Source organism: Blastocatellia bacterium (assembly GCA_035573895.1).
Taxonomy (GTDB): Bacteria; Acidobacteriota; Blastocatellia; order HR10; family HR10; genus DATLZR01.
In genome coordinates this window covers 1-26,344 of record DATLZR010000142.1, presented here as the reverse complement: position 1 = coordinate 26,344, position 26,344 = coordinate 1, and the positions used below count along the sequence as shown (strand labels likewise).

At 56.9% G+C, this 26,344-nt stretch carries 23 protein-coding genes; 22 read left to right on the top strand and 1 reads right to left on the bottom strand.

Going from position 1 to position 26,344, the window contains the following annotated elements:
* The first annotated feature begins 42 nt into the window (after positions 1-42).
* Together VNM72_12370 and VNM72_12365 are read left to right on the top strand one after the other, a co-directional pair.
* The gene (locus VNM72_12370; GenBank protein HXF06191.1) at positions 43-801 is read left to right on the top strand and encodes a CoA-transferase; all 759 of its coding nucleotides are present in this window, start codon (positions 43-45) and stop codon (positions 799-801) included.
* Positions 802-807: 6 nt separating this feature from the next.
* Entirely contained in the window at positions 808-1,725 is a 918-nt protein-coding gene (locus VNM72_12365) for a CoA-transferase (GenBank protein HXF06190.1), read from the top strand.
* A gap of 60 nt (positions 1,726-1,785) precedes the next feature.
* On the opposite strand, the gene VNM72_12360 is transcribed toward VNM72_12365, so the two are convergent.
* Positions 1,786-3,564: an amidase gene (locus tag VNM72_12360; GenBank protein ID HXF06189.1), complete on the bottom strand. Its 1,779-nt coding sequence runs from the start codon at positions 3,562-3,564 to the stop codon at positions 1,786-1,788.
* Positions 3,565-4,715: 1,151 nt separating this feature from the next.
* Between VNM72_12360 and VNM72_12355 the strand changes: the two genes are divergently transcribed.
* From VNM72_12355 to VNM72_12260, 20 genes are all read left to right on the top strand, one after another.
* Entirely contained in the window at positions 4,716-7,316 is a 2,601-nt protein-coding gene (locus tag VNM72_12355) for an ATP-binding protein (protein ID HXF06188.1), read from the top strand.
* 12 nt (positions 7,317-7,328) lie between these two features.
* Positions 7,329-8,144, top strand: a complete 816-nt coding sequence (locus tag VNM72_12350) for a mechanosensitive ion channel family protein (GenBank protein ID HXF06187.1) — start codon at positions 7,329-7,331, stop codon at positions 8,142-8,144.
* An 819-nt stretch (positions 8,145-8,963) separates the two neighbouring features.
* The gene (locus VNM72_12345; GenBank protein ID HXF06186.1) at positions 8,964-10,205 is read left to right on the top strand and encodes a 4Fe-4S dicluster domain-containing protein; all 1,242 of its coding nucleotides are present in this window, start codon (positions 8,964-8,966) and stop codon (positions 10,203-10,205) included.
* The gene (locus tag VNM72_12340; GenBank protein ID HXF06185.1) at positions 10,192-10,653 is read left to right on the top strand and encodes a cyclic nucleotide-binding domain-containing protein; all 462 of its coding nucleotides are present in this window, start codon (positions 10,192-10,194) and stop codon (positions 10,651-10,653) included. Before VNM72_12345 ends, VNM72_12340 begins: the two co-directional genes overlap by 14 nt.
* A 27-nt stretch (positions 10,654-10,680) precedes the next feature.
* On the top strand, positions 10,681-11,496 hold the full coding sequence (locus VNM72_12335; protein ID HXF06184.1) for an FAD/NAD(P)-binding protein: 816 nt from the start codon (positions 10,681-10,683) through the stop codon (positions 11,494-11,496).
* Between the two features lies 1 nt (position 11,497).
* The gene (locus tag VNM72_12330; GenBank protein ID HXF06183.1) at positions 11,498-12,280 is read left to right on the top strand and encodes an oxidoreductase; all 783 of its coding nucleotides are present in this window, start codon (positions 11,498-11,500) and stop codon (positions 12,278-12,280) included.
* A gap of 128 nt (positions 12,281-12,408) precedes the next feature.
* Entirely contained in the window at positions 12,409-13,698 is a 1,290-nt protein-coding gene (locus tag VNM72_12325) for a Ni/Fe hydrogenase subunit alpha (GenBank protein HXF06182.1), read from the top strand.
* A gap of 314 nt (positions 13,699-14,012) precedes the next feature.
* The gene (locus VNM72_12320; GenBank protein ID HXF06181.1) at positions 14,013-14,495 is read left to right on the top strand and encodes a hydrogenase maturation protease; all 483 of its coding nucleotides are present in this window, start codon (positions 14,013-14,015) and stop codon (positions 14,493-14,495) included.
* A 436-nt stretch (positions 14,496-14,931) separates the two neighbouring features.
* Positions 14,932-16,125: a 4Fe-4S dicluster domain-containing protein gene (locus VNM72_12315; GenBank protein ID HXF06180.1), complete on the top strand. Its 1,194-nt coding sequence runs from the start codon at positions 14,932-14,934 to the stop codon at positions 16,123-16,125.
* A 122-nt stretch (positions 16,126-16,247) separates the two neighbouring features.
* The gene (locus VNM72_12310; protein HXF06179.1) at positions 16,248-17,162 is read left to right on the top strand and encodes an NAD(P)H-dependent oxidoreductase subunit E; all 915 of its coding nucleotides are present in this window, start codon (positions 16,248-16,250) and stop codon (positions 17,160-17,162) included.
* Positions 17,140-17,523: a (2Fe-2S) ferredoxin domain-containing protein gene (locus VNM72_12305; protein ID HXF06178.1), complete on the top strand. Its 384-nt coding sequence runs from the start codon at positions 17,140-17,142 to the stop codon at positions 17,521-17,523. Before VNM72_12310 ends, VNM72_12305 begins: the two co-directional genes overlap by 23 nt.
* A gap of 4 nt (positions 17,524-17,527) precedes the next feature.
* Positions 17,528-19,417: an NADH-quinone oxidoreductase subunit NuoF gene (gene nuoF, locus VNM72_12300; GenBank protein HXF06177.1), complete on the top strand. Its 1,890-nt coding sequence runs from the start codon at positions 17,528-17,530 to the stop codon at positions 19,415-19,417.
* On the top strand, positions 19,414-19,791 hold the full coding sequence (locus tag VNM72_12295; GenBank protein ID HXF06176.1) for a hypothetical protein: 378 nt from the start codon (positions 19,414-19,416) through the stop codon (positions 19,789-19,791). Before nuoF ends, VNM72_12295 begins: the two co-directional genes overlap by 4 nt.
* The gene (locus VNM72_12290; GenBank protein ID HXF06175.1) at positions 19,788-20,714 is read left to right on the top strand and encodes a CBS domain-containing protein; all 927 of its coding nucleotides are present in this window, start codon (positions 19,788-19,790) and stop codon (positions 20,712-20,714) included. The genes VNM72_12295 and VNM72_12290 overlap by 4 nt, the downstream gene beginning before the upstream one ends.
* 2 nt (positions 20,715-20,716) lie before the next feature.
* Positions 20,717-21,067: a DRTGG domain-containing protein gene (locus VNM72_12285; protein ID HXF06174.1), complete on the top strand. Its 351-nt coding sequence runs from the start codon at positions 20,717-20,719 to the stop codon at positions 21,065-21,067.
* Complete coding sequence (locus VNM72_12280; protein ID HXF06173.1) at positions 21,054-21,776, top strand: PHP domain-containing protein; 723 nt, start codon at positions 21,054-21,056, stop codon at positions 21,774-21,776. The genes VNM72_12285 and VNM72_12280 overlap by 14 nt, the downstream gene beginning before the upstream one ends.
* A 2-nt stretch (positions 21,777-21,778) precedes the next feature.
* Positions 21,779-22,198, top strand: coding sequence for an ATP-binding protein (locus tag VNM72_12275; protein ID HXF06172.1), 420 nt, complete (start codon positions 21,779-21,781; stop codon positions 22,196-22,198).
* Between the two features lie 11 nt (positions 22,199-22,209).
* Positions 22,210-25,458 carry an FAD-dependent oxidoreductase gene (locus VNM72_12270; GenBank protein HXF06171.1) on the top strand — a complete coding sequence of 1,083 codons (3,249 nt, stop codon included), beginning with the start codon at positions 22,210-22,212 and terminating at the stop codon, positions 25,456-25,458.
* Positions 25,459-25,633: 175 nt separating this feature from the next.
* The gene (locus VNM72_12265; protein HXF06170.1) at positions 25,634-26,068 is read left to right on the top strand and encodes a hydrogenase iron-sulfur subunit; all 435 of its coding nucleotides are present in this window, start codon (positions 25,634-25,636) and stop codon (positions 26,066-26,068) included.
* A gap of 68 nt (positions 26,069-26,136) precedes the next feature.
* Positions 26,137-26,344, top strand: a 208-nt coding sequence (locus tag VNM72_12260) for a twin-arginine translocation signal domain-containing protein (GenBank protein HXF06169.1), incomplete at its 3' end; no start/stop codon positions are given.

The window sequence follows — 26,344 nt, the reverse complement described above, 5'->3', positions numbered from 1 at the left end:
TGGCCTTCCTCTCGGTGAGGGAAATTTCGGAGGAGCGCAGTCATGGAGTGCACACTGAAAGAGTTGATGGTGACAGCCGTCGCGCGAGAAATTCGCGATGGTGAAATCGTTTTCGTGGGGATGAGATTACCGCTCCTCGCCTTCGCGCTGGCAAAGCGGACGCATGCGCCGACGGCAGTCGGCTTCTTTGAAAATGGGGTGATCCGGGAGACGCCCTCTCCGGAATTGCTCTTCACGATGGGCGATACGCCGAATCTCTACCAGGCGACCTTTTGTGGCGATATGTTGAGCGTGATGGGGCCGCTTCAGCAAGGGCGGGTAGCATTGGGGATTATCGGCGGAGCCGAGGTTGATCGCTACGGCAACATCAACACCACCGAAGTGGTTGACACGAAGGGCCGAAAAATCCGCTTGCCGGGCAGCGGAGGAGCCTGCGATATTGCTTCGCTTGCCGGACGACTCGTCATCATCATGGCGCACGAGAGACGCCGGTTTCCGCCTCGCGTGAGCTACCTTACATCTCCAGGATACGGCGATGGCCGTCACTGGCGAAAGAGCGTGGGTTTGCCTGGAGGCGGGCCGGTAGCTGTTATTACAGATCGGGCCATTCTTCGATTTGACAGCGTTACAGAAGAAGCCGTCCTCACGTCCGTTCATCCCGGTGTCAGCGTTGAACAGGTGCAGGAACAAACGGGATGGAGATTACGCCTGGCGGAAAATTTCCACACGACACCGCTACCGACGCGAGATGAGTTAAAGATTCTTCGTGAGATTGATCCAACAGGCTTTTGGCTCCGGTGAACTGTCATGAAAGTGAAAGTCATCCCTTTGTCAGAAGCTATCGGGCGATATGTGAGCGATGGTCAAAGTGTCGTTCTGGGAACGGGCCTCGAAGGGTTCATTCCCTTTGCTGCGGGTTATGAGATCATTCGCCAGGGGAAGCGCAATCTCTGCCTCATCGGTCCCATTTCCGATATTCTATTCGATCTCCTCATCGGCGCCGGGTGCGTGACCAGAGTGGTTGCTGCGTGGGTGGGCAACGTGAGCGCCGGACTGGGCTATAACTTTCGCCGGGCGGTAGAAGAAAGCATTCCCCACCCACTAGAGGTCGAAAATCATTCAAATTTCACCATTGCCCTTGGGCTGCACGCAGGTGCCCTCGGCATCCCGTTCGTTCCGGCGCGTACGGCACTCGGAACGGACCTTCAGCGCCAGAATCCCCATTTGCGAGAGATAAGCTGTCCATACACGGGCGAGCGGCTGGTGGCGGTGCGCGCCATCACCCCCGATGTCGCCATCGTGCATGTTCAAAGGGCGGATAGGGAAGGGAACTGTCACCTCTGGGGGAATCTCGGTGTGACGCTGGATGCTGTCCGCGCCAGCCGGACCGTCATTGTCACGACGGAGGAAATTGTCTCCTCGGATGTGATTCTCAGCGATCCAAATCGTACACTCATACCGGGAATTTTCGTCACTGCCATTGCCGTCGTTCCCTGGGGAGCGCATCCTTCACCCGTCGTTGGGTACTATAATCGGGATCACGAGTTTTTCCATGACTATCACGAACAAACCAGAACGCGCGAGCAATTTCTTGACTGGCTGAAGCAGTGGGTTCTTCAGCCGGCGGATCACGAAGCCTACCTGAGGAAGTTGGGGGCGCACCGGCTGAACAGACTTCGCCCCAAGCGGACCGCACCATCTGTCCCGGTTCATTTTGGTTATTAGAGAGAACGGCGGATTTGATCACGAGGGCCTTGCATTTGCCCCGCTGGAAGAATGGTGCGCTTATGCCCAATCCATTTTGGGATGGCGCTTGTGCCACTCGGTGGCTCGCTCAAATGCCAACGCCACACGAAGTAGCGTGGCTTCATCATAGAGCCGTCCGGTGAACATGATTGCCTGAGGCATGCCGTTTATAAAGCCACAGGGAACGCAGACAGCAGGATGCCCGGTCAAGTTTGTGATCGTGAGGCTGGCACTGCCCGGGGCGGGAGAGACGAAAACATCCCACTGCGCCATCAGTTCATCCATCTGGCGCATGAGCAGCCTTCGCGCGCGCTGAGCCCGCAGATACTCGACGGCGGGAATGAATCGGGCTACGCGGAAGGTATTGGGCCAGTCTCCGGGCCCCTGTCCACTCAGTTGATCAACGCCTCCCGATCGGGTGAGATCATCAAAGGACGCAGCCGCTTCGGCGTTCAGGATGATGAGAAGTGCGCGGGCCGGGAAGGAGGGAAGCTCCATCGGCTCGAGCCTGGCTCCCGCTTTTCTCAACGCATCCAGAGCGGCAGCATACATCGTTCGACGGGCTTCTGTGCCTTCCTCAAATTCGGCTTTGAGATAGCCGATTCGTAGGCCGGATATATCTGTGTTGGGGACCCAGGAAAAAGGGATATCGGCGACGGTGTGATCTCGTCCATCAGGACCGTAAATGGCCTCCAGAACCAGAGCGCAATCTTCGACGTAGCGACAGATGGGGCCGACCTTATCCATTGTTGGGCTGAGAATCATTGCGCCGTAGCGGCTCACACGCCCGTAAGTCGGTCGCAACCCGACAACACCACAGCGCGACGAAGGCGAGATAATGGATCCGAGAGTTTCCGTTCCGAGCGAAAATCCCACCAGACCGGCGGCCGTCGCCGCCGCTGAACCGGCTGACGATCCGCTGGAATTCTCCTGAATATTCCAGGGAGTTCGGGTGACGCCGCCAAACCAGCGTGGTCCCTGGGCTAAGGCACCAAGCGAAAGCTTCGCCACCAGGATCGCGCCGGCTTCCCGTAGCCTCTCGACAACAGTTGCGTCATAATCAATCACCTGGTCTCGATAGGGTTCTGCGCCCCAGGTCGTGCGAATGCCCTTTGTCGCAAAGAGATCTTTTGCACCCCAGGGAATTCCATGCAGCGGACCGCGATAACGACCCCGGCGAATTTCCCTGTCGGCATCGCGGGCTTGATCGAGTGCGAGGTCTTCCGTGAGCGTCACAACGCAATGAAGTTGGGGCCCGTACTTTTTCAGGCGCTCGAGGTACATCGTGGTGAGGTCTACCGACGAAACACGCCGCGTGCGAATCAGTTGAGCAAGCTCGGCGATCGAGGCAAAGGCGAGATCGTCTAACTTTTTGAACGCTGGGGTGCTGACTGGCCGCAACCGAACGGGAGTCCGCTGCCTGGGAACGTGTCGTCGGTGCGTGGGCGGTCGCGTGGGATGAAACTCGATGGCAGGTTCGGTATCAAGAGGGATGGAGATTTGCCGAAGAGTCTCGTAATTGGCCAGATTCTGATTGACCCGCGGAAGCGCCATCGTGATCTGCGCGTCGGTCAGTTCGATCCCGATCAGTCGCTGCGCCGCCTGGAGCATTTCTTTGCTGACGCGTTGAGGGACCTGGGGTGGACCCTGCTGCTGAGAGTCTGATAACAACAGGGATTGTGTGGCAGACGCCACGGAGAGGCGGGGAGAAAAACTAGCAACTCCGGTAGCCGAAAGGAGTCGAACAAAGTTGCGCCGGCTGATCGGTCGGTTTTGTCTCCCTCTCAACTGGCGATTTGTTGTTTGTTCTCGTTTCATAATCATCCTCTGTGTGAGCCGGATTTGAAAAATGCATGAGCGTATTGCGCAGTGTGACCGGTCTGTAACAAACGAAGAGGCAAAATACGCCAGAGTTTTTCTTTTGTCAACGAAATTAGTAGTTACGCATCGGGTGCAGTGCTGCTCGGCGGGGGCGTTTGCTCCCGGGAGCCTGGATGCGGCAGCGCTTGACCCAGGGCAAACTGGACACCCGCTGACGAGGGCTTGGAAGCAGGCGAGCCAATCTGCCTGATGGGGTGAAGCCTGAAGCTGACCACCGATGAGGTTGAGTTATCCCGCCGCCAAGCGTGAGACAGCAGGCAACAGAGTTTGGCTTAGCGCCAGTGAAGCCAAGCCCTGAAAACCATACCGATTTCTGATGAGTCCCCGATGGGACTCCATGGTTCGTTGCGTGGGACCGAGTACGTCCCTGGCTCCTGCGGTCTCGGCCGTCTCGCATTTTATCTGCAATTCATGAGGGTTTTTCAAAAGGCAGTTTGTGCAACAACGACAAAATCTCCTGCAACAAATCTCCCAACAAGCTCGTGGCAGAGCATTTTGAGCCGGGAATGTGACGTTGTGAGCCAGGCTGTGCTCGCGTTGGTTGCACTCGATTCATTCAGCACCACCTCATGTGGACAGCGGAGAGCAAAGATCAGGAGTAGTCTGTATTGGTCCAAGGGGAGGGTCAGGGAGCAAAGAAGTGTAGAGGCGAGCGGATATAAGCCGTAGTTCCCCTGAAGCGTATTACGTCCGATAACAAATCTTAAGCCACCCATATCCCTCGAGTAACTACCGCAACAAGAATCTCACCCTCAGATCACCCACACAACGAACATTTTTCTTCTCGTTGGCCCATCCCGCCAAACGAGCTGAAAAACACCCAGCGATCCCGATCGGGTGTAGAAATTATTGACGCCGTCCACCGCGGTTCATACAATACCTCCTTCACAATTCTCGTTCGAGACCTGATGATGGAAGACGTCTTTACCCGGTGGTGGATCAAAATAGTAGATCGCCTTAGCTCCTTAGATAGTCGGTTAATTGCGGAATTGGATAGTTGCTTGCGGGATATGGAAACTCTTCTCGAGCACCAAGCTTTTCGACGCGAGGCGATGTCGTTACTCACAGCAGAACTCACAGCCAGGCCGATGAGTCTCGGGACACTTAAGGCCATACGACAAGAATCGGGGCGTGTTTATCTGCTAGCCCTCATTTCCCAATGCGAGAATACACGACCCCATCAGCGTGCACTTAAGGCCATCGAGCAATATGACCGGGAGATCGAAGAACTGGTCAAAGGGTTGCCCGAGGTCATCCTTGTAAGTGGTGCTGGAGCCGTGAGTGCCTTGAGTGACTGGATTCCGCCAGGCTGGAGACGGCTACTCATACGGCTCCGCCGACCGTTGCGACCCGTCACGCTGAGAACTGTAGCATTTAATGTGTTCAGAAAGAGAGCACGCACTCGCGCGAAAATTGAGGGGCGCTATCTCCTGGCCATGGCTCTTGCGCTTCGCCAGTTACGACATCCGTGGAGGATTGTGCGCGACGCCCTGGATGCCGCCGTTCTTGGACGGCCTCGATCGCGCAGTGAGGTAGAGGCCGAGTGGTTGAAGATGCGCAGCACCATTGAGCAACACATTCATCAAGCCGAGCGCGAGCTTTGCAGGTGGACAGAGGAGTCAAAAAGAACTCTCCCGGTATTGGCTCAAGAAATTCTCTCCGATCTCGTGTGGCAGCGAAGGAAAAGCACGAGCACCGATGATTATCGGATCAAGTGTGTTGCTCACTGGGCTAGCCAGATGCGCGCCGTGAACAATGAGCTTCGATTGGAATCAGCGCTGGAGGAGTGTGAGCGTCACATCCTGGATCGGATCCAGCGCGCATTGGAAAGTCTGATCCTCGAACGATCTGGTCTGCTGGCGGAACTCGATGATGTTATCGCCTGGTTACGTCGGCAGATGGAACAGGATGGACAAGAGGATTTCCCTCCTCCAAAGGCCGACTTAGTCCCGGCGTCAGGGCGGCTTTCCGAACTAGAAACGGCACTCAAAGCTGAACTCGAATCACTTCCTTCCGTCTGCGAGACACCGATCAGGTTTTCCGCACTGCCGCGTCGCCGAACTCGGTGGAAGAGACTTTATCCTCGAGATACATTTCGCCGAGCTTTCGAGCGCAGAGGCCGTCCTGAGGTTACCCGTTTGCTTGAGGAAGTCGAATCCCAGCATCGTGTCCTCGTACAGCAGATTGAGCGAGCCCGCGAAGTCGTCGCCTATGGTCTGGAAGAGCAGAGCGACGAACAACTGGTCCGAGAGGCGCAGCAAAACGCTCTCTCCCTGCTTGAATTTCATCGGCGCGAAGTGGTGGACTGGCGTCCCGCGGTGGAGCCGCAGATGGCGCGAGCCCTCGCCGAGGTTTTTGCCGAAGGTTGGCTGATATTGACCCGACACCGACTCGGTACGCTTGCTTATCTTTCCCAACAGGGATTTCGCCGAGCACTTACCCTGGTCGGCCAGAGTGTGGTGACGATCACCGGCTACATTGTCCGTCGCTTGGTGAGTGATCTGGAGCGGCTAACCCTTGAATTTTTGAGTTACATCGGGTGGAGACCGGCATCCTCGGCGGGCAAAGTCGAAGTGATTACTCGCCCTTTTCTTCCCGAAGAATTTGTCGCTGATCTGAGCGTCAAAGAATTGCCTGCGCTCTATCGCCGGTTGTTCCGCTTTGAGCCGCTTGAAGACCCTCGGTTCCTGGTGGGACGCGAGCATGAGCTGGCGGCCATTACCGACGCCCGTTCGCTCTGGGAAGCCGGTCGTCCTGTGGCCCTCATCATTGTCGGACAGCGAGGCAGCGGAAAAACCAGCTTGATCAACTGTGCATTGAAGCGACCCCTGGAGGGTCTGGAGGTCATTCGAGGAGAATTCAGCGACCGGCTCGTAACGGAGGCTCAATTGCGTGATTTCCTGGCCCGACTGGTCGGAGCTGATGACGCGACGGAAGTGGAGAAATCCCTCGCCGCACGACGAAGGGTCATCATCCTGGAGGAGCTGGAGCGTACCTTCTTGCGGCAGGTTGGACATTACGGCGCGATTCGGGCGCTGCAACGAGTGATTGCTGCCACCAGCTCAACCGTGCTTTGGGTCTTATCTATCAATGAGACAGCGTTTCGATTTCTCGACGCCGCGATTCGTTTGGGATCGAGTTTTTCCCATCGCATCAACGTGGGGACAGCCACGCGGGATGAACTTCGCCAGGCCATTTTGCGGCGGCATAACCTGTCGGGATTGCGCTTGTATTTTGCCCCACCGCCCCGGTCCTCTTCCCTGCCTCATCGGCTGCGGAATTTGATTCAAGGCGAGACCGATCCGGAGACCGTCTTTTTTGACGCGCTGGCCAGAGAGTCGGCCGGCATTTATCGCACGGCCTTTGATATCTGGCTGGGCCAGATCGAAACCATCGAAGCGGGTGTGCTCTCGCTCAAGCCGCTTGTCACACCCAACCTGTCTCCGGTGATTGATGACCTCGATCTGGAGGATCTCTTCACGCTGGTGGCGATCCTGCAGCACGGAAGCCTCACGGCTGAAGAGCATGCCACGATTTTTCAAAGGACCCTTTCTGCCAGCCGATCTCAACTGGATGAACTTTTAGCCCGAGAGATTATCGAGCCTGATCCGGGTCGGCATGGCCTTCGCGTGCGTCCGGAAGCCATGCGGGTGGTGCGAGAGGCGCTCTATCGCCGCAATTTACTGTGATGGAGGATCGTCATGCCTATGCTTTTCGCTTTTCAGGCGATACCCGAGACACCGGTGAAAGTCCTGACAAAGATTTCGCTCACCACCATTCTCTACGCCATTCTGATCTTGGTAGCCGCCTATGTAGTGGTTCGGTTGAGCACAACAATCCTGGAAGCTTTTGCTCGACGAGCCCCTCGGGCGCGGTTCTTCTTCATGATGCTGGCACCGCTCGTTCGCTTCGGCGTCTGGCTGGGGAGCAGTCTGATCATTCTGGCTATTTTCTCGCCCTCACGAGATGCGCTGTTCGCCGTGCTCGCATCGGTCGGTATCGCGCTGGGCCTCGGTGCGCAAGATTTCGTCAAGAACATCATTGGCGGACTGGTCATTCTGGCAGATCGCCCCTATCAACTTGGCGACCGTGTCAAAATCGGAGACGCCTACGGAGAGATCGTTCACATTGGCCTGCGTAGCACGAAGCTCGTCACGCCGGATGATACTCGCGTGACCATTCCCAATAGCGAGATCTTGAGCGACAAGGCCTGGAACGCCAATTCGGGCGTGCCCGACTGCCAGGTGGTGACAGATCTCTACCTGCCGATTGATACCGATCCGGTTCAAGCTATGGAGATCGGTTACGAAGCGGCCTACAGTTCTCCCTACACGTTGTTGACCAAACCGGTAGCGGTTCGCCTTCTGGATGGCTTTGCCGATAGCCCGTATTTGATTCTTCGGGTGAAAGCCTACGTGTACGATCACCGGCACGAAGCGGCCTATCAAACCGATATCACCCTGCGGGCAAAAGCGGAATTTCTGCGGCGTGGGATGCTCAAGCCCTGGGCAAATTAGTTCTAGCACTCCGGACGACTGATCAACGGAGAAACTGCGCCGGATTACGGGCCTTTAAAAGACTCCTCTGACTCTGGATGTTGACCGCCTGCCCGATGCCTCCCTTGAAGCTGGCAATGGGACCGCTTCGAATCCGAGGGTCCCTCACGGGAACTAAATCTCAATCCCATATTGCTCTCTTGCAGATGGCATGGGTCAGCCCACTGAACAAAAGTTCTTTCGCTGGGCGCGCGTCGTCCTCTTCGCGTAACGCAAAGTAGATCACTATTCCCAAACGCGAGTGCCCCATGTCGGACCGAGGATCATCCAGCGGGATTCTCTTTGGTAGCCTCTAGGAAAGCTCTTTGCACCTGTCGGACGTTGCTACCGTAAGCAACGCTCCACAGGAACTCTGAAGCTAACGGTTAGCCCGTGGGACTCCCATTGACGATATCCCGAGCAGTGAAAGTGCCGATGGGAATCAAGCCGTAGACAACCCACAGCGGGCAAACTTCCCTGCCTCCTATCACGCTGAGAGGGGCCTGCACCCGAACAACTTTGCCCTCGCCTACCCTACCGTTTTGTACGGCTTTTAATGGTCCTGCGTGCGGACGAACTAACTTGGCTTCTGTGTGGGTGCGCGGCTTGCTCAGGGAAGTTGCTGTGTCGTTGACGAGAGGAAGGAAGACCAGGCGGTCAGTGCGGACTACTCTGCATCAGTTATCGGACGTAAATGGATTCGCCGGCGAGGTCTCCATCCCGGCAAAGAGGGTTCCACCCCGCGGCCCGCGGTTTCACGCGGCTTTAAACTCTTCCCTAATGGGATACAATTATGATCCTATGGCTCAAGCACAGACTCCTGAAAGAATCGTATTCGACCGCTCGCACTTCGGGTCCCTTCTTGAGGCACTCACCCGAAAAGGCTATCGCATCGTAGGGCCGACGCTTCGCGATGGCGCCATCGGTTATCATGAAATAACGTCAGTTGACGACCTTCCCATTGGCTGGACTGACGAACAGGACGGTGGAACCTATCGCCTCAAGAGGCGCAACGATCAGGCCCTCTTCGGCTACGTCGTCGGCCCTCACTCCTGGAAGAAATTTCTCTTCCCGCCCAGGGTCAGACTGTTCAGAGCCAGACGTACCCAAAGGGGATTTGATATCTTTTTCAATGACCTCGCATCTCCTTCTGCCCCTGACACTCCCTCCGCCGCACTTAATGATCAGCCCGCAGCGCTTTCCCCCTCGACAGGGTCTTATCCGACTGCTTTGAAATTTGCTTTTATCGGCGTTCGTTCCTGCGAGCTGCATGCCATTGCTATCCAGGATAAGGTGTTCTTGGGCGGCACCTATGTGGATCCCACCTACAAAGGGCGGCGCGAAAACGCCTTCATTGTGGCGGTCAACTGCGGGCAGGCCGGCGGCACCTGTTTTTGCGCTTCTATGAATACAGGACCGAAAGCGACCACCGGGTTCGATCTTGCGCTGACGGAGATCCTGGAGCCAGAACGTCACTACTTCGTTGTTGACGTTGGCACTGACCGGGGAGCAGAAATTCTCCAGGACATTCCTCATCGGCCCGCGCGCGTAGAAGAAGTGCAGTTGGCAGAAGAAATCGTAGCCCGAACGGCCAAGCAAATGGGGCGACAAGTGGATACCAGCGATATCAAGGACTTGCTCTACCGCAACTACGAGCATCCGCGCTGGGATCAGGTCGCCGCCAGGTGTCTCACCTGCGGTAACTGCACAATGGTCTGTCCGACCTGTTTCTGTAGCACAGTCGAGGATGTCACGGACCTCACCGGTGAGTATGCCGAACGATGGCGGATATGGGACTCTTGTTTCACAATGGACTTTTCTTACATCCATGGCGGCAGCGTGCGCGCCTCGGCAAAGGCTCGTTATCGCCAATGGATGACCCACAAACTAGCGACCTGGATTGACCAATTCGGCACGTCGGGATGCGTCGGCTGCGGGCGTTGCATCACCTGGTGTCCCGTCGCCATTGACATCACCGAAGAGGTTCGCGCCATCCGAGCGAGCGAACCGAACCACAAGGAGAGGACCGATGGAAACCCTTGAACGCATTCTCGCCGAACATCCCTTCTTCGCCGGACTGGATGCCCGGCACATACAATTGATCGTCGGCTGCGCCGCCAATGTGCGCTTCGATGCCGGGCAATTTATTTTTCGCGAAGGTGAGGAGGCGAATGAGTTTTATGTCATCCGACATGGCAAGGTCGCCCTCGAGATTTTCGTCCCCGGACGTGGACCGGTGACGATCCAGACTCTGGGAGAGGGAGAAATTCTCGGTTGGTCCTGGCTCATTCCGCCCTACCACTGGCATTTTAATGCCCGTGCTGTCGAGCTCACGCGCGCCATCGCTCTTGACGGACGATGCCTTCGCGTCAAGTGCGAGGATGATCATGACCTGGGCTATGAGCTGCTCAAGCGATTCGCCCACATCGTCGAGCAACGGCTGCAAGCGACGCGATTGCAATTGCTCGATGTATACGGCGTCCACTCATAAGGGGCTCGAATGATGAGGAGCGATCCGATGATACCGCGGCCGTACCGCATTAGTCGGGTGCATCGGGAAACAGCTGACACGTTCACGCTGGAGCTGACGCCTGTTCAGGAGGACGGGACTTTCTCGTTTGCGCCCGGTCAGTTTAACATGCTCTACGTCTTTGGCGTCGGCGAGATTCCCATTTCGATCAGTGGCGACCCGGGCAATCCGGGGACCCTCGTGCACACAACGCGCGTCGTCGGGACGGTCACCAGAGCGATGCGCAAACTGAAACGCGGAGATGTGATTGGAGTACGTGGGCCCTTTGGTCGTCACTGGCCGGTCACAGAGGCTGAAGGAAATGATGTGGTAATCGTCGCCGGAGGCATTGGACTGGCTCCGCTTCGACCGGCGCTCTTTCACATCCTCTCGCGTCGAGAAAAGTATGGTAAGGTCGTGTTGCTATATGGCGCGCGCACGCCTGAAGACATCCTCTACCGGAACCAGCTCAGCCGCTGGCGGGCTCAGTTCGATCTCGAGGTTTACGTCACGGTTGATCGCGCGACGGGTGGTTGGCGCGGCAGCGTCGGTGTGGTGACGACGCTCATCCCGCGGGCCCCTTTTGATCCTCTTAACACGGTGGCGATGGTCTGTGGCCCGGAAGTTATGATGAGATTCTCGGCGCTGGAACTGCAGAAACGGGGCGTCGGACCCGACAACATTTTTCTCTCCATGGAGCGCAACATGAAATGCGCCGTTGGTTTTTGCGGTCACTGCCAGTTCGGGCCGACGTTCCTTTGTAAAGATGGCCCAGTATTCCCATATCGCCGGGTCAAAGACCTGCTCACGATCTGGGAGTTGTGATATGGTTCGAAAGCGGAGACCGAAATTGGCCGTCTGGAAATTCGCCTCCTGCGACGGCTGTCAGTTGACTCTGCTTGATTGTGAAGATGAGTTACTCCGGCTGGCGGGACAGGTGCAAATCAGCTATTTCCCGGAAGCCTCACGGGCCATCGTGAGAGGGCCGTATGACCTATCGCTCGTGGAAGGATCTATCACGACGCCCCATGATGCCGAGCGAATTCACCAGGTGCGTCGTGCCTCCAAGGTTCTGATCACCATTGGCGCCTGTGCTACGGCTGGAGGCATTCAAGCATTACGAAATTTCAAAGACGTGCGGGAGTTCCTCTCCATCGTCTACGCCACACCGGAATATATCCAGACGCTCAACAAATCAACGCCCATTGCCGACCACGTGTTTGTAGACTTCGAGCTACGGGGCTGTCCCATCAACAAGCATCAACTGATTGAGGTTATCAGCGCCTTTCTTCACGGGCGCAAACCGAACACGCCGCCACACAGCGTGTGCATGGAATGCAAGCGGCGGGACATCGTTTGTGTGATGGTCGCGCACGGCACGCCCTGCCTTGGTCCGGTCACGCATGCTGGCTGCGGAGCCATCTGTCCAGCCTATCATCGCGGCTGTTACGGCTGCTTCGGTCCGAAGGAGACACCGAACACCAACTCGTTGAGTGCCCGCTGGTCTCACCTCGGAGTCAAAGAGCAAGACATCGTCCGGGCCTTTCGTAGCTTCAACGCCTATGCCGAACCCTTTCGCAAAGAGGGCGAAGCTCATGACCGAGCCTGAGCAAGAGAGTCACAGGATGAGTGCTTGCCAACTGTTGAAAAGAGCTAACGGTTAGCTCGATCATAACAATGGCAAGGTTGTATCTGTTGAAAGTTTTCATCCGTCGGGAGGAAGAACGAGTGACGACCGTGAAGACCAAAGTGATCAAAGTTGATTACCTGGCCCGTGTCGAGGGCGAAGGTGCGTTGTACGTCAAGATCAAAGGTGATCAGGTCATGGATGTGAGGCTCAAGATTTTCGAGCCTCCGCGCTTCTTCGAAGCGTTCTTGCGCGGACGGAATTTCGCCGAAGCCCCCGATATCACGGCGCGCATTTGCGGCATCTGTCCCATCGCCTACCAGATGAGCGCCGTGCACGCGATGGAAGACGCCTTCGGCATCAAGGTGGAGGGACCAATCCGTGCATTGCGCCGGCTCATCTACTGCGGCGAGTGGATTGAGAGCCATGCGTTGCACGTTTACCTGCTGCACGCGCCCGACTTTCTCGGTTACGAAGATGCGATTCAAATGGCTCGCGATCACCCCGATATCGTTCAGCGCGGCCTGCAGTTGAAAAAGGTGGGAAACGAAATTGTCCGCCTCCTCGGGGGCCGAGAAATCCATCCAATTAACGTCCGCGTCGGCGGCTTCTACCGAGTGCCCACCAAACGAGAGCTGATTCCACTCATGGAACAATTGCACTGGGCGCGCGAGGCGGCTCTGGAGACGGTGCGGTGGGCGGCGGCGCTTCCCTTCCCTGAATTTGAACGGGACTATGAATTCGTCGCCCTCCGCCACCCCACCGAATATCCCTTCAACGAAGGCCGTCTCGTGTCCAATAAAGGCTTAGACATCGCCGTCAGCGAGTACGACGATCATTTCGTCGAGGAGCACGTGTCCTATTCCAATGCGTTGCACTCGACGATCAAAAATCGCGGGCCCTATTTCGTCGGCCCGCTCGCCCGCTACAATCTGAACTTTGACCGGCTGTCGCCTCTTGTGAGGGAGCTCGCCTGCGATGTCGGTCTTCATCCTCCCTGCACGAATCCCTTCAAAAGCATCATCGTACGCAGCCTGGAAATCCTTTATGCCTGCGACGAAGCCCTGCGCCTCATCGCCGAGTATGAGATGCCTGACAAACCGGCAGTGGAGATTCAGCCCCGCGCAGCCACTGGCTATGGATGCACGGAAGCGCCGCGGGGAATTCTCTATCATCGCTACCGGCTCGGCGATGATGGTACGATTCTCGACGCCAAGATCGTTCCGCCAACATCGCAAAATCAAAAGATGATCGAATCAGACCTCTGGCACTTTCTCCCCTCGCGCCTCGATATGCCTCACGACCAGCTCGTCTGGCACTGCGAGCAAGCAGTCCGTAATTATGATCCGTGCATATCCTGTGCCACGCACTTCATTAAGCTTCACATCGAGCGCGAGTGAAAGATCTTCAAAGGAGATGCTCCCGGGTTCCGTGGTCCCCGGAAACAAAGATAAGTTGACCGCTGATGCACGCAGATGGACACCGATAACCTCATCCGTGTTAATCAGTGGGCTTCCGTGGATTTTTACGGCGAGATCAACCGTAAGGGGTGGAGGTCTGGCGAACCCGAGACTATGGTCAATACTGGTTGAGCCGCGAGCTGCTCAAAAGACGGTGAAATCAACTGCCGAAGGTGAGGAACCGAAACAACAACTGAACGGCGTGTAGGAACCACCACATGTCCTCAGGATTATCCCGGGACCCAAACCAATTCGTGAGTCGCAGCTCACAATCAGCCATCGTCATCATCGGCATCGGGAATGAGTTTGGCAGGGACGACGCGGTAGGATTAGTCGTTGCGCGAGTGCTCAAAGAGAAGGGTCCCCCTGGTGTGAGGATCGTAGAAGCGAGCGGCGAGCCGACATCTTTGATCGAGATGTGGAACGGCGCCGATATCGTCATTCTCATTGATGCCGTCCGGACGGGTGCTCGAGCTGGTACCATCTATCGTGTGGATGCCCATGCTGAACCGATCCCGGCAAGCCTCGCATGTCATTCAACCCACGCCATCGGCATCGTGGAGGCCGTCGAGCTGGCGCGGGTCCTCAACCGGCTCCCTCCGCGCTTGATCATATACGGGATCGAAGGCAGAGATTTCGCGGTTGGCATCGGTCTTTCTCAAGATGTTCAGGCAGCGGCCGACGACGTTTCGATGCGCATTGCCGATGAGGTATCACAATGGATAGGGGAGGTGTAGACATTTTCAACACAAATCAGCGTTAAAAAACCCACCATCCCGAGTCGTACGTCCTTACCTGAACAGACCCGCTTCACTGACCAGGGTGAAATTGCACGTTTTCTGAGCAAGAAGACCCACTTATACCCGAACTGGTAATCCCGCTTGCCGGCTGTCCATTGATTCACAATTGGTTAAAGTGCCACCCGTATCCTGGAACACAGTTTGCTAATCCAACGACGGAGGCATTGTCCCATGGCTTACATGGAAGACAGTGCTCTGGGAGAAGCATCCTTAGGTGCCGTCAGGGAGTCAGCCGGGGGGATACCTCTTCGGTTCCCTCGCCCCCCTGACGCCAGAAGAGGGACGGCAGTCTCCAGCGCCGAGATCCCGTGTCTTTCACCACCAGCACTGGTGTGGTACACACTGGCTGCCGTCTTAAGGATGAGGTTCGGAGATGAACACCATCGCTATCCCCGGGTTCGTACAAGAGATCCGTCGGTATGGCCGGTTTGATGTCAGCGCCTGTCTGAACTGTGGCAGTTGCACCATCGTGTGCAACCTCTCCACGGATGCTGCGTCCTTTCCGCGCCGACCGATCCGTCGTGCCCTTCTTGGCCTCAAAGATTCGCTGCGGGCGAGCCTGGAACCCTGGCTCTGTCATGACTGCGGTGATTGCTCAATCACGTGCCCCCGTCAGGCTGAACCGCGCGAGTCCATGATGACGCTGCGCCGTTATCTCGTCGCCCAGTACGACGTCACCCACCTGGCCTCAAAGATCCTCACTTCGACCTCTGGAGAGATCATCGCCCTGTCCATCGTTGGGCTCTTCGTCTTTGGCCTCGTGCTCTTCTATCACCTCGTCTACAAAGAGATTCCGATGTCGGTCTCGGAGTTCGTGACGACGCCCCTCGGGCTGGAGCACATGTTCCCGACGATCACATACTTCACGATGGTCGTCTTCCTGATCCCACTTGTCCTGCTGACGCTCAACGTCCTGCGCATGCATCGGTGGACGATGCGAAGCATGGAGCCTGTGAAGATCCCGTTTCGCCTCTATTTGAGCGAAGCTCGGTCACTACTTCTTCATGCCGTCTCCCACCAAAACATTCGAAAGTGCCTTCGGGAGATTCATCGGAAACGGTGGACCAAGCACTGGCTGCTCGGGCTGGCCGTGTCGCTCATGCTGGTGATCAAGTTCTTTTTCCTCGATTGGTTCCAGACGGATGAGATCTATCCGCTCTATCACCCTCAGCGGTGGCTGGGGTATCTTGCGGCGGCCATTTTGATCTATGTCCCGCTGGATATTCTCATCAGCCGGATCAAGAAACACGAAGAGATTCACAAATTCTCCGAGCCGAGCGATGTGATTCTCCCTGTCATGTTCCTTCTCGTCGCCATAAGTGGGTTAGCCGTTCACCTCTTTCGCTATCTGGAGTTCGCCCTGACCGCGCACCTTCTCTATGCCGTCCATCTGGCGATTGCCGTCCCGCTCGTACTGATCGAGTTGCCTTTCGGCAAATGGTCGCACGTCGTCTATCGTCCGATGGCGCTTTATTTTCAGGCCGTCAAGGAGCGGGCGCTCCGGGAAACTGAAATCGTCATGGTACGCGGGCTGCCCGAAGAAGCAGCGACCGCAGGAACTCTTTAGGTCCCAGTGCCCAGAACCGATGAAAAAACATGGGAGCGCCCGCTTCCACCCGGCCGGGCTTTTGCTCCCGATAAGCGCGCCAGAGGCGCGCTCTCGGGCATTTTCGGAGGAGCATAAACCATATGACCAGCATGGGTGAGAGAAGACGGAAAGTCGGTGCAGTGCTGGTCGTCGGTGGCGGCATCGGCGGCATGCAGGCGGCACTCGATCTGGCCGACGCCGGGATTAAGGTCTACCTCGTTGATACCAAGCCGGCCATTGGTGGCGTCATGTCGCAACTCGATAAAACGTTCCCGACCAACGACTGCGCCATGTGCACGATGGCTCCGCGCCTGGTCGCCATCGGCCGACACAAGGACATCGAAGTGCTCACGCTCTCGGAGGTCGAGCGCATCGAGGGAGAGCCGGGGAATTTCACCGTCACGCTCAAGCGACGCGCGCGATTTGTAGACGAGAATGTGTGCACCGGCTGCGGTTCCTGCGTGGCCAACTGTCCCGTCCGCTTCATCCCGCAGCCACTCGATAGCATACCGCCGGTGAAATTGGCCCCCGAAGTGCAAGCGCGAGTTGATCAGATTATCGCCGAGCACCGGAATCGTCCGGGTCCGCTCATGCCGATTCTCCAATCTATCAATGACGTCTACAACTACTTCCCCGAAGATGTCCTCCGGTATATTTCTCACCGGTTGGGCATCCCGCTGACTCACATCCTTCGCGTCGCCACCTTCTACAACGCCTTCAGCATTGTCCCACGAGGCAAGTACATCATCAACGTGTGCATGGGGACAACCTGTTATGTCCGGGGAAGCGAAAGGCTCATGGAACGATTTTCCGATACGCTTAAGATCAAACCGGAAGAGACGACACCCGACATGCTTTTCACCCTGAAGGCGGTTCGCTGTATCGGCTGTTGCGGCCTGGCGCCTGCCGTGATGATTGGCGACACCGTCTACGGGAAGCTCACCGTCAAGGAAATACCCGGAATCGTCAAGAAGTTTCAAGGAGCAAACGGCCATGGCCAGGCTAACGCTGGATGAACTCAGAAGAAAACGAGCCGAGGCGCAAAAGAGCATCTATCTCCGGGAAGGCGAGTTTCGAGGCAAGATCATTGTGCATATGGGCACCTGCGGCATTGCTGCCGGAGCCCGCGCCATCGTCTCGGCCTTCCTGGAGGAGCTGGAAAAAAGCGGAGTGAAGGACATCATGATCACGACCTCCGGGTGTGCGGGACTTTGCTCGAAGGAACCGATGGCCACGGTCGAAATGCTGAATTCGCCGCCTGTCAGATACGTGGAACTGACCCCGGAGAAGGCGAGGGAGATTTTCCAGGCGCATATTATCGGGGGGACGGCTGTGGCCGAATACGCCCTTGGAATAGGTTCCGAGAGAGGGGGATAAAGCGATGGCTGCCAGAAGACTCGAACTGATGCTCTGCACCGGCACCGGCTGTGTCGCTGGTGGATCATACCGGATCAAGAGAGCTTTAGAAGAAGAGATCGCCCGGCACGGCCTTCAGGAGGAGATCTCTTTAGTGCCCACCGGCTGTAATGGCTTTTGCGGTCAAGGGCCACTGCTCGTGGTGATGCCGGAAAGGATCTTCTACGGTTGGCTCAAGACCGAAGACATCCCGTTTCTCGTCGAGGAGCATTTTTTGAAGGGGAGGCCGGTCAAAAAGCTCATGTTCACGCCCCCCGAGAGGAGAGAGCCCATACCGTTGCTGAGCGATATTCCTTTCTTCAAAAAACAGATGCTCATTGTGCTGCGCAACAAGGGAATCATTGACCCGGAGAAAATTGATGATTACATCGCACGGGACGGTTACACGGCACTCGAAAAAGTGCTCACCTCGATGACCCCGGAGGAGGTGATTGAGGAGATCATCAGGTCAGGCCTCAGAGGTCGCGGCGGGGCCGGCTTCCCCACGGGCATAAAATGGAAAGTATGCCGCAACGAACCGAAAACGCCGAAGTATGTGATCTGCAACTGCGACGAGGGCGATCCCGGAGCGTATATGGATCGCAGCGTGTTTGAATCCGATCCCCATTCGGTGATCGAGGGCCAGACGATTGCCGCCTACGCCATCGGTGCCTCACACGGCTACATCTATGTGCGCACGGAATACCCGCTGGCCATTAAGCGAATGCAGAAGGCCATCGAGCAAGCGCGCGAGTATGGGCTGCTGGGCGAGAATATTCTTGGTACCGGTTTCTCCTTTGATCTGGAGATCCGGGAAGGTTCAGGCGCATTCGTTTGCGGAGAAGAAACCTCGCTCATTCACTCGATCGAGGGAAAAAGTCCCGAGCCCCGCCAGCGTCCCCCCTTCCCCGCCCAGGTGGGGATCTGGGGCTGTCCGACCGTCATCAACAATGTTGAAACACTCGCCACCGTTCCCGTCATCATCAACCGAGGCGCCGAATGGTTCTCGAAGATCGGGACCGAGACAAGCAAAGGGACGAAAATCTTCTCATTGGTAGGCAAGATCAACAACACCGGTTTGATCGAAGTACCCATGGGCATCACTCTGCGCGAAATCATTTACGAAATCGGCGGGGGCATCCCCGGCAATCGCAAATTCAAAGCCGTTCAGACGGGGGGACCGTCGGGCGGATGTATCCCGGCGAGCCTGATTGATCTGCCGATTGATTACGAGAGCCTCACACAGGCCGGCTCGATGATGGGATCGGGTGGCATGATCGTCATGGATGAAGACACGTGCATGGTGGATGTGGCCAAGTTCTTCATCCAGTTCACCAACGACGAATCCTGCGGCAAGTGCACCGTCTGCCGTGATGGAAGTGCTGCCCTGCTGGAGGTGCTGACGCGGATCACCGATGGAGAGGGTCGGGAAGGAGACATCGAATTTCTGGAAGAACTCGCCTGGGCCATCAAGGACGCCTCGATGTGCGGCCTCGGTACGACGCTTCCCAATCCCGTTCTCACCACCATCCGATACTTCCGCGACGAATACGAGGCGCACATCCGTGAGAGACGCTGTCCGGCCAAAGTATGCAAGAATCTCATCGCCTACTGGATTGACCCGCAACTGTGCCAGGCGTGCTTGATCTGCAAGCGAGAATGTCCCGCGGAGGCCATTTACGGTGAGAAGCATACCGTTCACGTCATTGATCAAAGCCGTTGCACCAAGTGCGGCACCTGTCTGGACGTCTGCCCGCCGCGGTTCGGTGCGGTGAAGAAACTTTCGGGCGAGCCGATCCCACCCGTTGAACGGGGAATGAGAGTGGAGCGCAAAAAGAAAACCGCCACACCCACGCAAGAACAATTGTCCGCGTGAAGACGCACATGCTGGAGGTCGTCATGACGCTCAGTGAAATCGTCGAGGCGCTCGAGGCGAAGGTACTTCTCAATCCCATCGGGAATAACCTGGTGGTAGACCGGGCCTGCGCCTCCGATCTGATGAGTGACGTGCTGACCTTTGCCATGCCCGGTGCCGTGCTCCTCACGGGACTGACTACCCCGCAAACCGTTTATACCGCGGAAATGGCCGATATTCACGTTATTTGTTACGTCCGGGGGAAAAAGCCTCAGGGTGAAACGCTCAACCTCGCCGAGGAGAAAGGCGTGGTTCTCCTCAGCACTGATCTCCCTATGTACGAGAGTTGCGGACGATTGTATCTGCGAGGTCTCAGGGGCTGCGTGGAAAGATGAAGAAGGATAAGGTCAACCAGGTCTTCCGAGTGGGAAGAACGCAAGAACTGATCTACGAGTTGAAGGTCGAGCAAGCCATGACCCGAAAGGTGGTTACGGTCGAGCCTGAGAATACCATGGAGGACGTCCGCCGCCTCCTCAAAGAACATCGCATCTCGGGCACACCGGTGACGAAAGACGGGGACCTGGTGGGAATCGTCAGCATCGAGGATCTTATCCGTTCCCTTTGCAAAGGACGTATTCATGAGCCGGTAAAGCAGTGGATGAGCACGAGCATCGTGACGCTCCATAGTGATGAGCCCTTGATTCGTGCCGTCGAGAAATTTGAGCGATATGGCTACGGGCGATTCCCCGTCATTGACCGGAGGACACGGAAACTGGTCGGCATTTTGACAAAAGTAGACATTATCCGTTGCCTGCTCCGACGCCTGGAGATCAACTACCATGAGCGAGAGCTTCAGCATTACAAACCGAGCCATTGGTTCACAGACCTCCCCTCCGATCGAACGGCCATTGTGCTGCGATATTACGTTGAAGGAGGAAATTTCCAGAAGGCGGGAGAGGCCAGCAGCCGATTGAAACGCAATCTGAAGAAGCTGGGAGTTTCGCCTGACGCGGCTCGCCGCATCACCATCGCCTCCTATGAAGCGGAGATGAACATCGTCATCTTTACGCCAGGGGGCCAACTGACCGCCACCATTGAGCCGGGAAAGGTTACCGTTGAGGCGATGGATCGCGGCCCTGGCATCGCCGATGTGGAGCTGGCCATGCAACCGGGCTATTCCACGGCGCCGGATTGGGTTCGTGAACTTGGCTTCGGAGCGGGTATGGGGCTGCCCAACATCAAAAACTGCTCCGACGAGATGAAAATTGATTCAAAGGTCGGAGAGGGGACGACTCTTCAATTCACGGTCTTCACATGACGATGACGCTGAAAAAGGTCGTTGACGCGCTGAATCTGGTCGTGAGAACCGGCGAGACCCTGCTCGACCGCCCGGTGAGAGGCGGTTATGCCGGGGACTTGCTGAGCGATGTGCTGGCTCATGCCCGGCAAGGGAATGTGTGGATTACGCTTCAGACACACACCAACATCGTGGCGGTGGCAAGCGCAAAAGAGCTATGTGGAATCATCATCGTCAATGGAAGAACGCCGGACGAAGAAACGCTGCGCAAAGCGGACGAGGAACAGATTCCTGTCATGATCACCCCGCTCTCGACCTACGATGTGATTTGTCGGTTGTGCGAGCTGGGAGTCAAGAACGATGCGAGAATTTAAGGCCGATCTCCATATTCACACCTGCTTGTCACCGTGCGCCGATCTGGAGATGTCCCCACGCCAGATCGTGAGCGCGGCCAAGCGAAGAGGTCTCGATGTGATCGGCATCTGCGATCATAATTCGGCCGAGAACGTTCCCGCCGTGGCAAGAAATGCCGCCCGCGAAGGCATCACCGTCATCGGCGGGATGGAAGTGACGTCCAGGGAAGAAGTACATATCCTCGCCTTGTTTGACAAGGATGACGACCTGTTCTCCCTTCAAGAAATCGTCTATGAGCATCTTCACGGAACGAACGATGAGAAGCTCTACGGAGAACAGGTAATCGTCAACGAGGAGGAAGAGATCATCGGCTTTAGCAACCGGCTTCTCATCGGGGCAACCGAACTCACGACGGAAAGGCTCGTTGACTTGATCCACGAGCGTGACGGCTTGGCCATCGCAGCTCATGTGGATAGAGAGGGCTTCGGCATCATCGGGCAGCTTGGCTTTATTCCCGAAGGCTTGCCCCTCGATGCTCTGGAGCTGGCCGATCCAACGAAACGGGCACATATTCCGCTCAAGAACCGTCTTCCCTTCATCACCTCCTCCGACGCCCACAAACTGGAGGATGTGGGAAGGAGAACAACGACATTTCTGATGAAAACGGTGACCCTACAGGAACTGAGGCGGTGTCTCTCCGGCGAAGAAGGGCGCATAGTGAGGATCTAGCGATGGAAGACCTCTCCTTGCATATTCTGGACATCGTTGAGAATGCTCTGAGAGCCGGAGCGCGCAATGTCACAATCCGGCTGACTCAAAGCACGAAGGAGGATCGGCTCATCCTCGAAGTGATTGACGACGGCAAAGGCATGGACGAAGAAACATTGAGCCGATCCCTCGATCCCTTCTTCACGACGAAGACAGGGAGGCGAATCGGTCTCGGCTTGCCTTTCCTCGCACAAGCAGCCGAGGAGGCCGAAGGGAAACTGTCCATCGAAAGCACACCCGGCCGAGGGACGAAGGTGACGGCTACGTTCCGCCTGAGCCATATTGATCGAAAACCTCTGGGGGACATTGAGGAGACGATCCGTTGCCTGAGAGCAACTCACCCCGAGGTTTGTTTTCGCTTTGAAAGCGTGCATAGCGATTGAGGTGATCAGTCATGATCCGTCTGACGATCAACAATCAGCCGGTTGACGTGCCGGAGGGGACGAATCTCCTCACAGCCATCGAGAAATGCGGGCTGCGGGTGCCGACGCTTTGCTATCATAAGGCGCTCACGCCTTACGGCGCGTGTCGGCTCTGCGTCGTGGAAGTTCATGTGCCGGGCCGAGCGCCGACGGTTCAGGCATCCTGTTCCTATCCGGCGCTTGAGGGCATCAGCGTCTTCACTGATACGGAGCGCGTCCGGCGAGCCCGAAAGATCACAGCGGAACTTTTGCTGGCCCGTTGTCCCGATTCGGAGGTGATCCAAAGAATCGCCGCTGAGTACGGAGTTCATGAGCCGCGCATCAAGAAGAAGTACGACGATTGCATCTACTGCGGACTGTGCGTGCGCATGTGTCAGGAGCGCATGGGACGAAGCGCCATCGGGTTCACCGGCCGGGGTCCGAGGAAGAAACTGGAGCCGCCATTCGGCAAGCACAATCCGATGTGCTGGACCTGCGGCGCCTGCGATTTCATCTGCCCGGTCGGGAAGAAAGTTCGAAGCCTGACCTCCCCCACCGTCCCCATTCCAATCCTCAATCCCTACAACATGGGTCTCAACGAACGCCCGGCCGTTTCGATCTACTATCCTCAAGCGATCCCCAACAAACCGGCCATTGACCCCCAGGCCTGCGTGCACCTGAAGTACAACGCCTGCGGCATCTGCGACGTCGTGTGCGAAGCGAAAGCGATTCGCTACGATCAAAAGGACGAAACCATTCAGCTCAACGTCGGCGCCGTCATCCTCGCACCGGGCTATGAGATCTTCGAGCCGAGGGCGAACAACGACTTCGGCTATGGACGCTATCCCAACGTCATCACCTCGCTTCAGTTCGAGCGCATCCTTTCTCCCTCCGGCCCCTACGAGGGAAAGGTGCTCCGTCCGTCGGACTTGAAGCCACCCAAACGGATCGCTTTCATCCAGTGCGTCGGCTCGCGCGACTACGAGCGCGACTATTGTTCGGCCGTCTGCTGCATGTACGCCACCAAAGAGGCCATCATCGCCAAGGAACATGCCGGCGAGGACCTCCAGTGCGACATCTTCTTCATGGACATCCGGGCGTTCAGCAAAGGCTTCGAGGCCTACTACGAGACGGCCAGGAAGTTGGGCGTCAACTACATCCGCTGCCGCGTGCCGAAGATCGAAGAAGTGCCGGAGACGAAGAATCTGAGGATCACCTATCTCACCGACGATGATCGAAAGGTGTCGAAGGAATATGACCTCGTCGTTCTCTCCGTCGGCATGCAGCCGCCAAAGAGCGTTCGGAAGATTGCCGAGACATTTGGCGTCCGGCTGAATCAATTTGGCTTTTGCCAGACATCCGTCTTCAGTCCGGTGGACACAGGACGCGAAGGAATTTTCGTGGCCGGTCCTTTCACCGAACCGAAAGACATCCCGGAGACGGTCTCGCAAGCGTCGGCGGCAGCAGCAAAGGTCATGGCATTGCTTGGCGAAGCGCGGGGCAGTCTCATCGCTCCAACGGTCTATCCTCCGGAAATTGACGTGCGGGGACAGGAGCCACGCGTTGGCGTCTTCGTCTGCCATTGCGGGACGAACATCGCCAGCGTCGTGAACGTCCCGGCGGTGGTCGAGTACGCCCGGACGTTGCCCGGCGTCGTCTATGCCGAGAACAACCTGTACACGTGCTCCAACGATAGCCTCGAACGCATCAAGCAAAAGATCAAAGAGTACGGGCTCAATCGTGTGGTCGTCGCTTCGTGTACCCCGCGCACGCACGAAGCTTTGTTCCGAAGCGCTGTCCGTGCCGCCGGCCTCAATCCCTACTACTTCGAGATGGCCAACATCCGCGAACACTGCTCCTGGGTGCACAGTCACGAACCGGAAAAGGCAACGGAAAAAGCCAAAGACCTCGTACGCATGGCCGTGGCGAAGGTGAAGCTCAACGATCCGCTCTATCCGCGTCCGTTGAAGGTGTGTCACGACGCGCTGGTCATCGGCGGCGGCCTGGCAGGCATGACGGCCGCGCTGGCGCTGGCTGATCAGGGCGTCACCGTCCATCTGGTTGAAAGGGAGGCACAGCTCGGCGGATACTTGAGGAGTGTCCGCTATCTTCTGAACGGCGAAGACCCGCAGGAGGCGCTACAAAGACTGATCGGCTCAGTCATCACCCACCCGAATATCCGCGTGTACACCAACGCCAAGCTCCTCGAGGTCAAAGGCTCGCTCGGCAACTTCGAGTCGAAGATCTCGGTGGACGGCAACGGCATGACGCAAGAAATTCGCCATGGCGTCATCATCGTGGCGACGGGAGCGGAGACATACAGGCCGACGGAGTTCCTCTACGGTCAAGACGACCGCGTCATGCTCCATCAGGAGCTGGAAGAACGGATCACAACCGACGGATTCAAGGCGGAATCGGTCGCCTTCATTCAATGCGTGGGCTCGCGGAACAAAGAGCGCCCGTATTGCAGCCGCACCTGCTGCTCGGAGACGATCAAACATGCGCTTAAGCTGAAGGAACTCGATCCCGACACACAAATCTACGTTCTCTACCGAGAGATGCGCACATACGGCTTCCGCGAAACCTATTACACGAAGGCGCGGAAGCTCGGCGTCGCTTTCATTCGCTATGCCGATGATCGTCCGCCCACCGTCGTCAAGCGGAACGGCAAGCTTGCCGTGATCGTGCGAGATGAAACGCTCGGGGAGACCATCGAACTGCCTGTGGACCATGTCATCCTGGCGGCCGCCACGATTCCGCGCGATGAGAACAAAGAGCTGGCGCAATTACTCAAGGTCCCGCTGAGCGAGGACAAGTTCTTCCTCGAAGCTCATCGGAAGCTGCGACCGCTTGATTTCGCCACTGATGGGATTTTCCTCTGCGGCAATGCCCACTCTCCATTGGACATCGAGGAGGTGATCTCACAGGCTCTCGGGGCGGCGGCGCGCGCCGCCACGATTCTCTCGAAGGACACGATCGAGCTTGAGCCGACGATCTCACACGTCGTCACCGAGAACTGCGATGGCTGCGCCTATTGCGTTGATCCCTGCCCGTTCAAGGCGATCACACTCGTCGAATACCAGGTGAACGGTGAGACGAAGAAGCGCGTGGAAGTGAACGAGGCCATCTGCAAGGGCTGTGGCACGTGCATGGCCACCTGCCCGAAAAAGGCGATTTTTGTCTGGCACTTCCGACCGGAGCAATTGTTGGCGGAAGTGAAGGCGGCATTGGGAGTAGGATGAAGTCGCCAGCGGATGAAAAGTGCCAACGGATGTTTTATCCGTTGGAACCTTTCATCCGTGGGCAGGTCGGAAAGCGTGGATCAATGAAATCGCCAGCGGATGAAAAGTGCCAGCGGATGTTTTATCCGCTGGAACCTTTCATCCGTTGGGGCGGAATTTTACGAAGGGCTGTCCCATGAACGACGAACAATTTGAACCGCTGATCATTACGTTTTGCTGTTACTGGTGCGCCTACGCCGGAGCGGATCTGGCGGGCACATCGCGCATTCAGTATCCGCCCAACATCCGCATCATCCGCGTGCAGTGCACCGGCATGATTCATCCCAACTTCGTCATTGAAGCGCTCACGAGCGGCGCCGATGGCGTGCTCATCTGCGGCTGCCATCCCGGTGATTGTCATTACCTGGAGGGTAATCTGCGGGCCAGGGCGCGCGCCGAGGCGATCGAGTTGATGCTTGAGGACTTCGGCCTCGAGCCGGAACGATTTCGCCTGGAGTGGGTGTCGGCTTCCGAAGGGCAACGCTTCGCTCAGGTGGTGACCGAAATGGTCGAGCAAGTCCGGCGCCTGGGGCCAAGTCCCTATCGCATGGCGGTGTCGTGTGAGAAGTGATTCAGAGAAGAGTGACAAGCGTTTTCCCTTGTCACTCGTCAATCACGAAGTAAAAAGGAGGACAAATCATGGAAACACCTGTGAAAAACTCAAGGACGATTTCCGACAGAAGAAAATTTTTGAAGCTGGCGGGCGTCGGAGCCGCTGGAGCCGTGATGGCCGCCGAGATGGTCAGGAGCAGTTCAAAAGTGGCGGGCAGCCGCCTGGCCGAAGAGACCGGTGTCGGTCAAGCTCCAATCGAAAACGAACTCGCCCGTATGCAAGAAGATTTGAGGC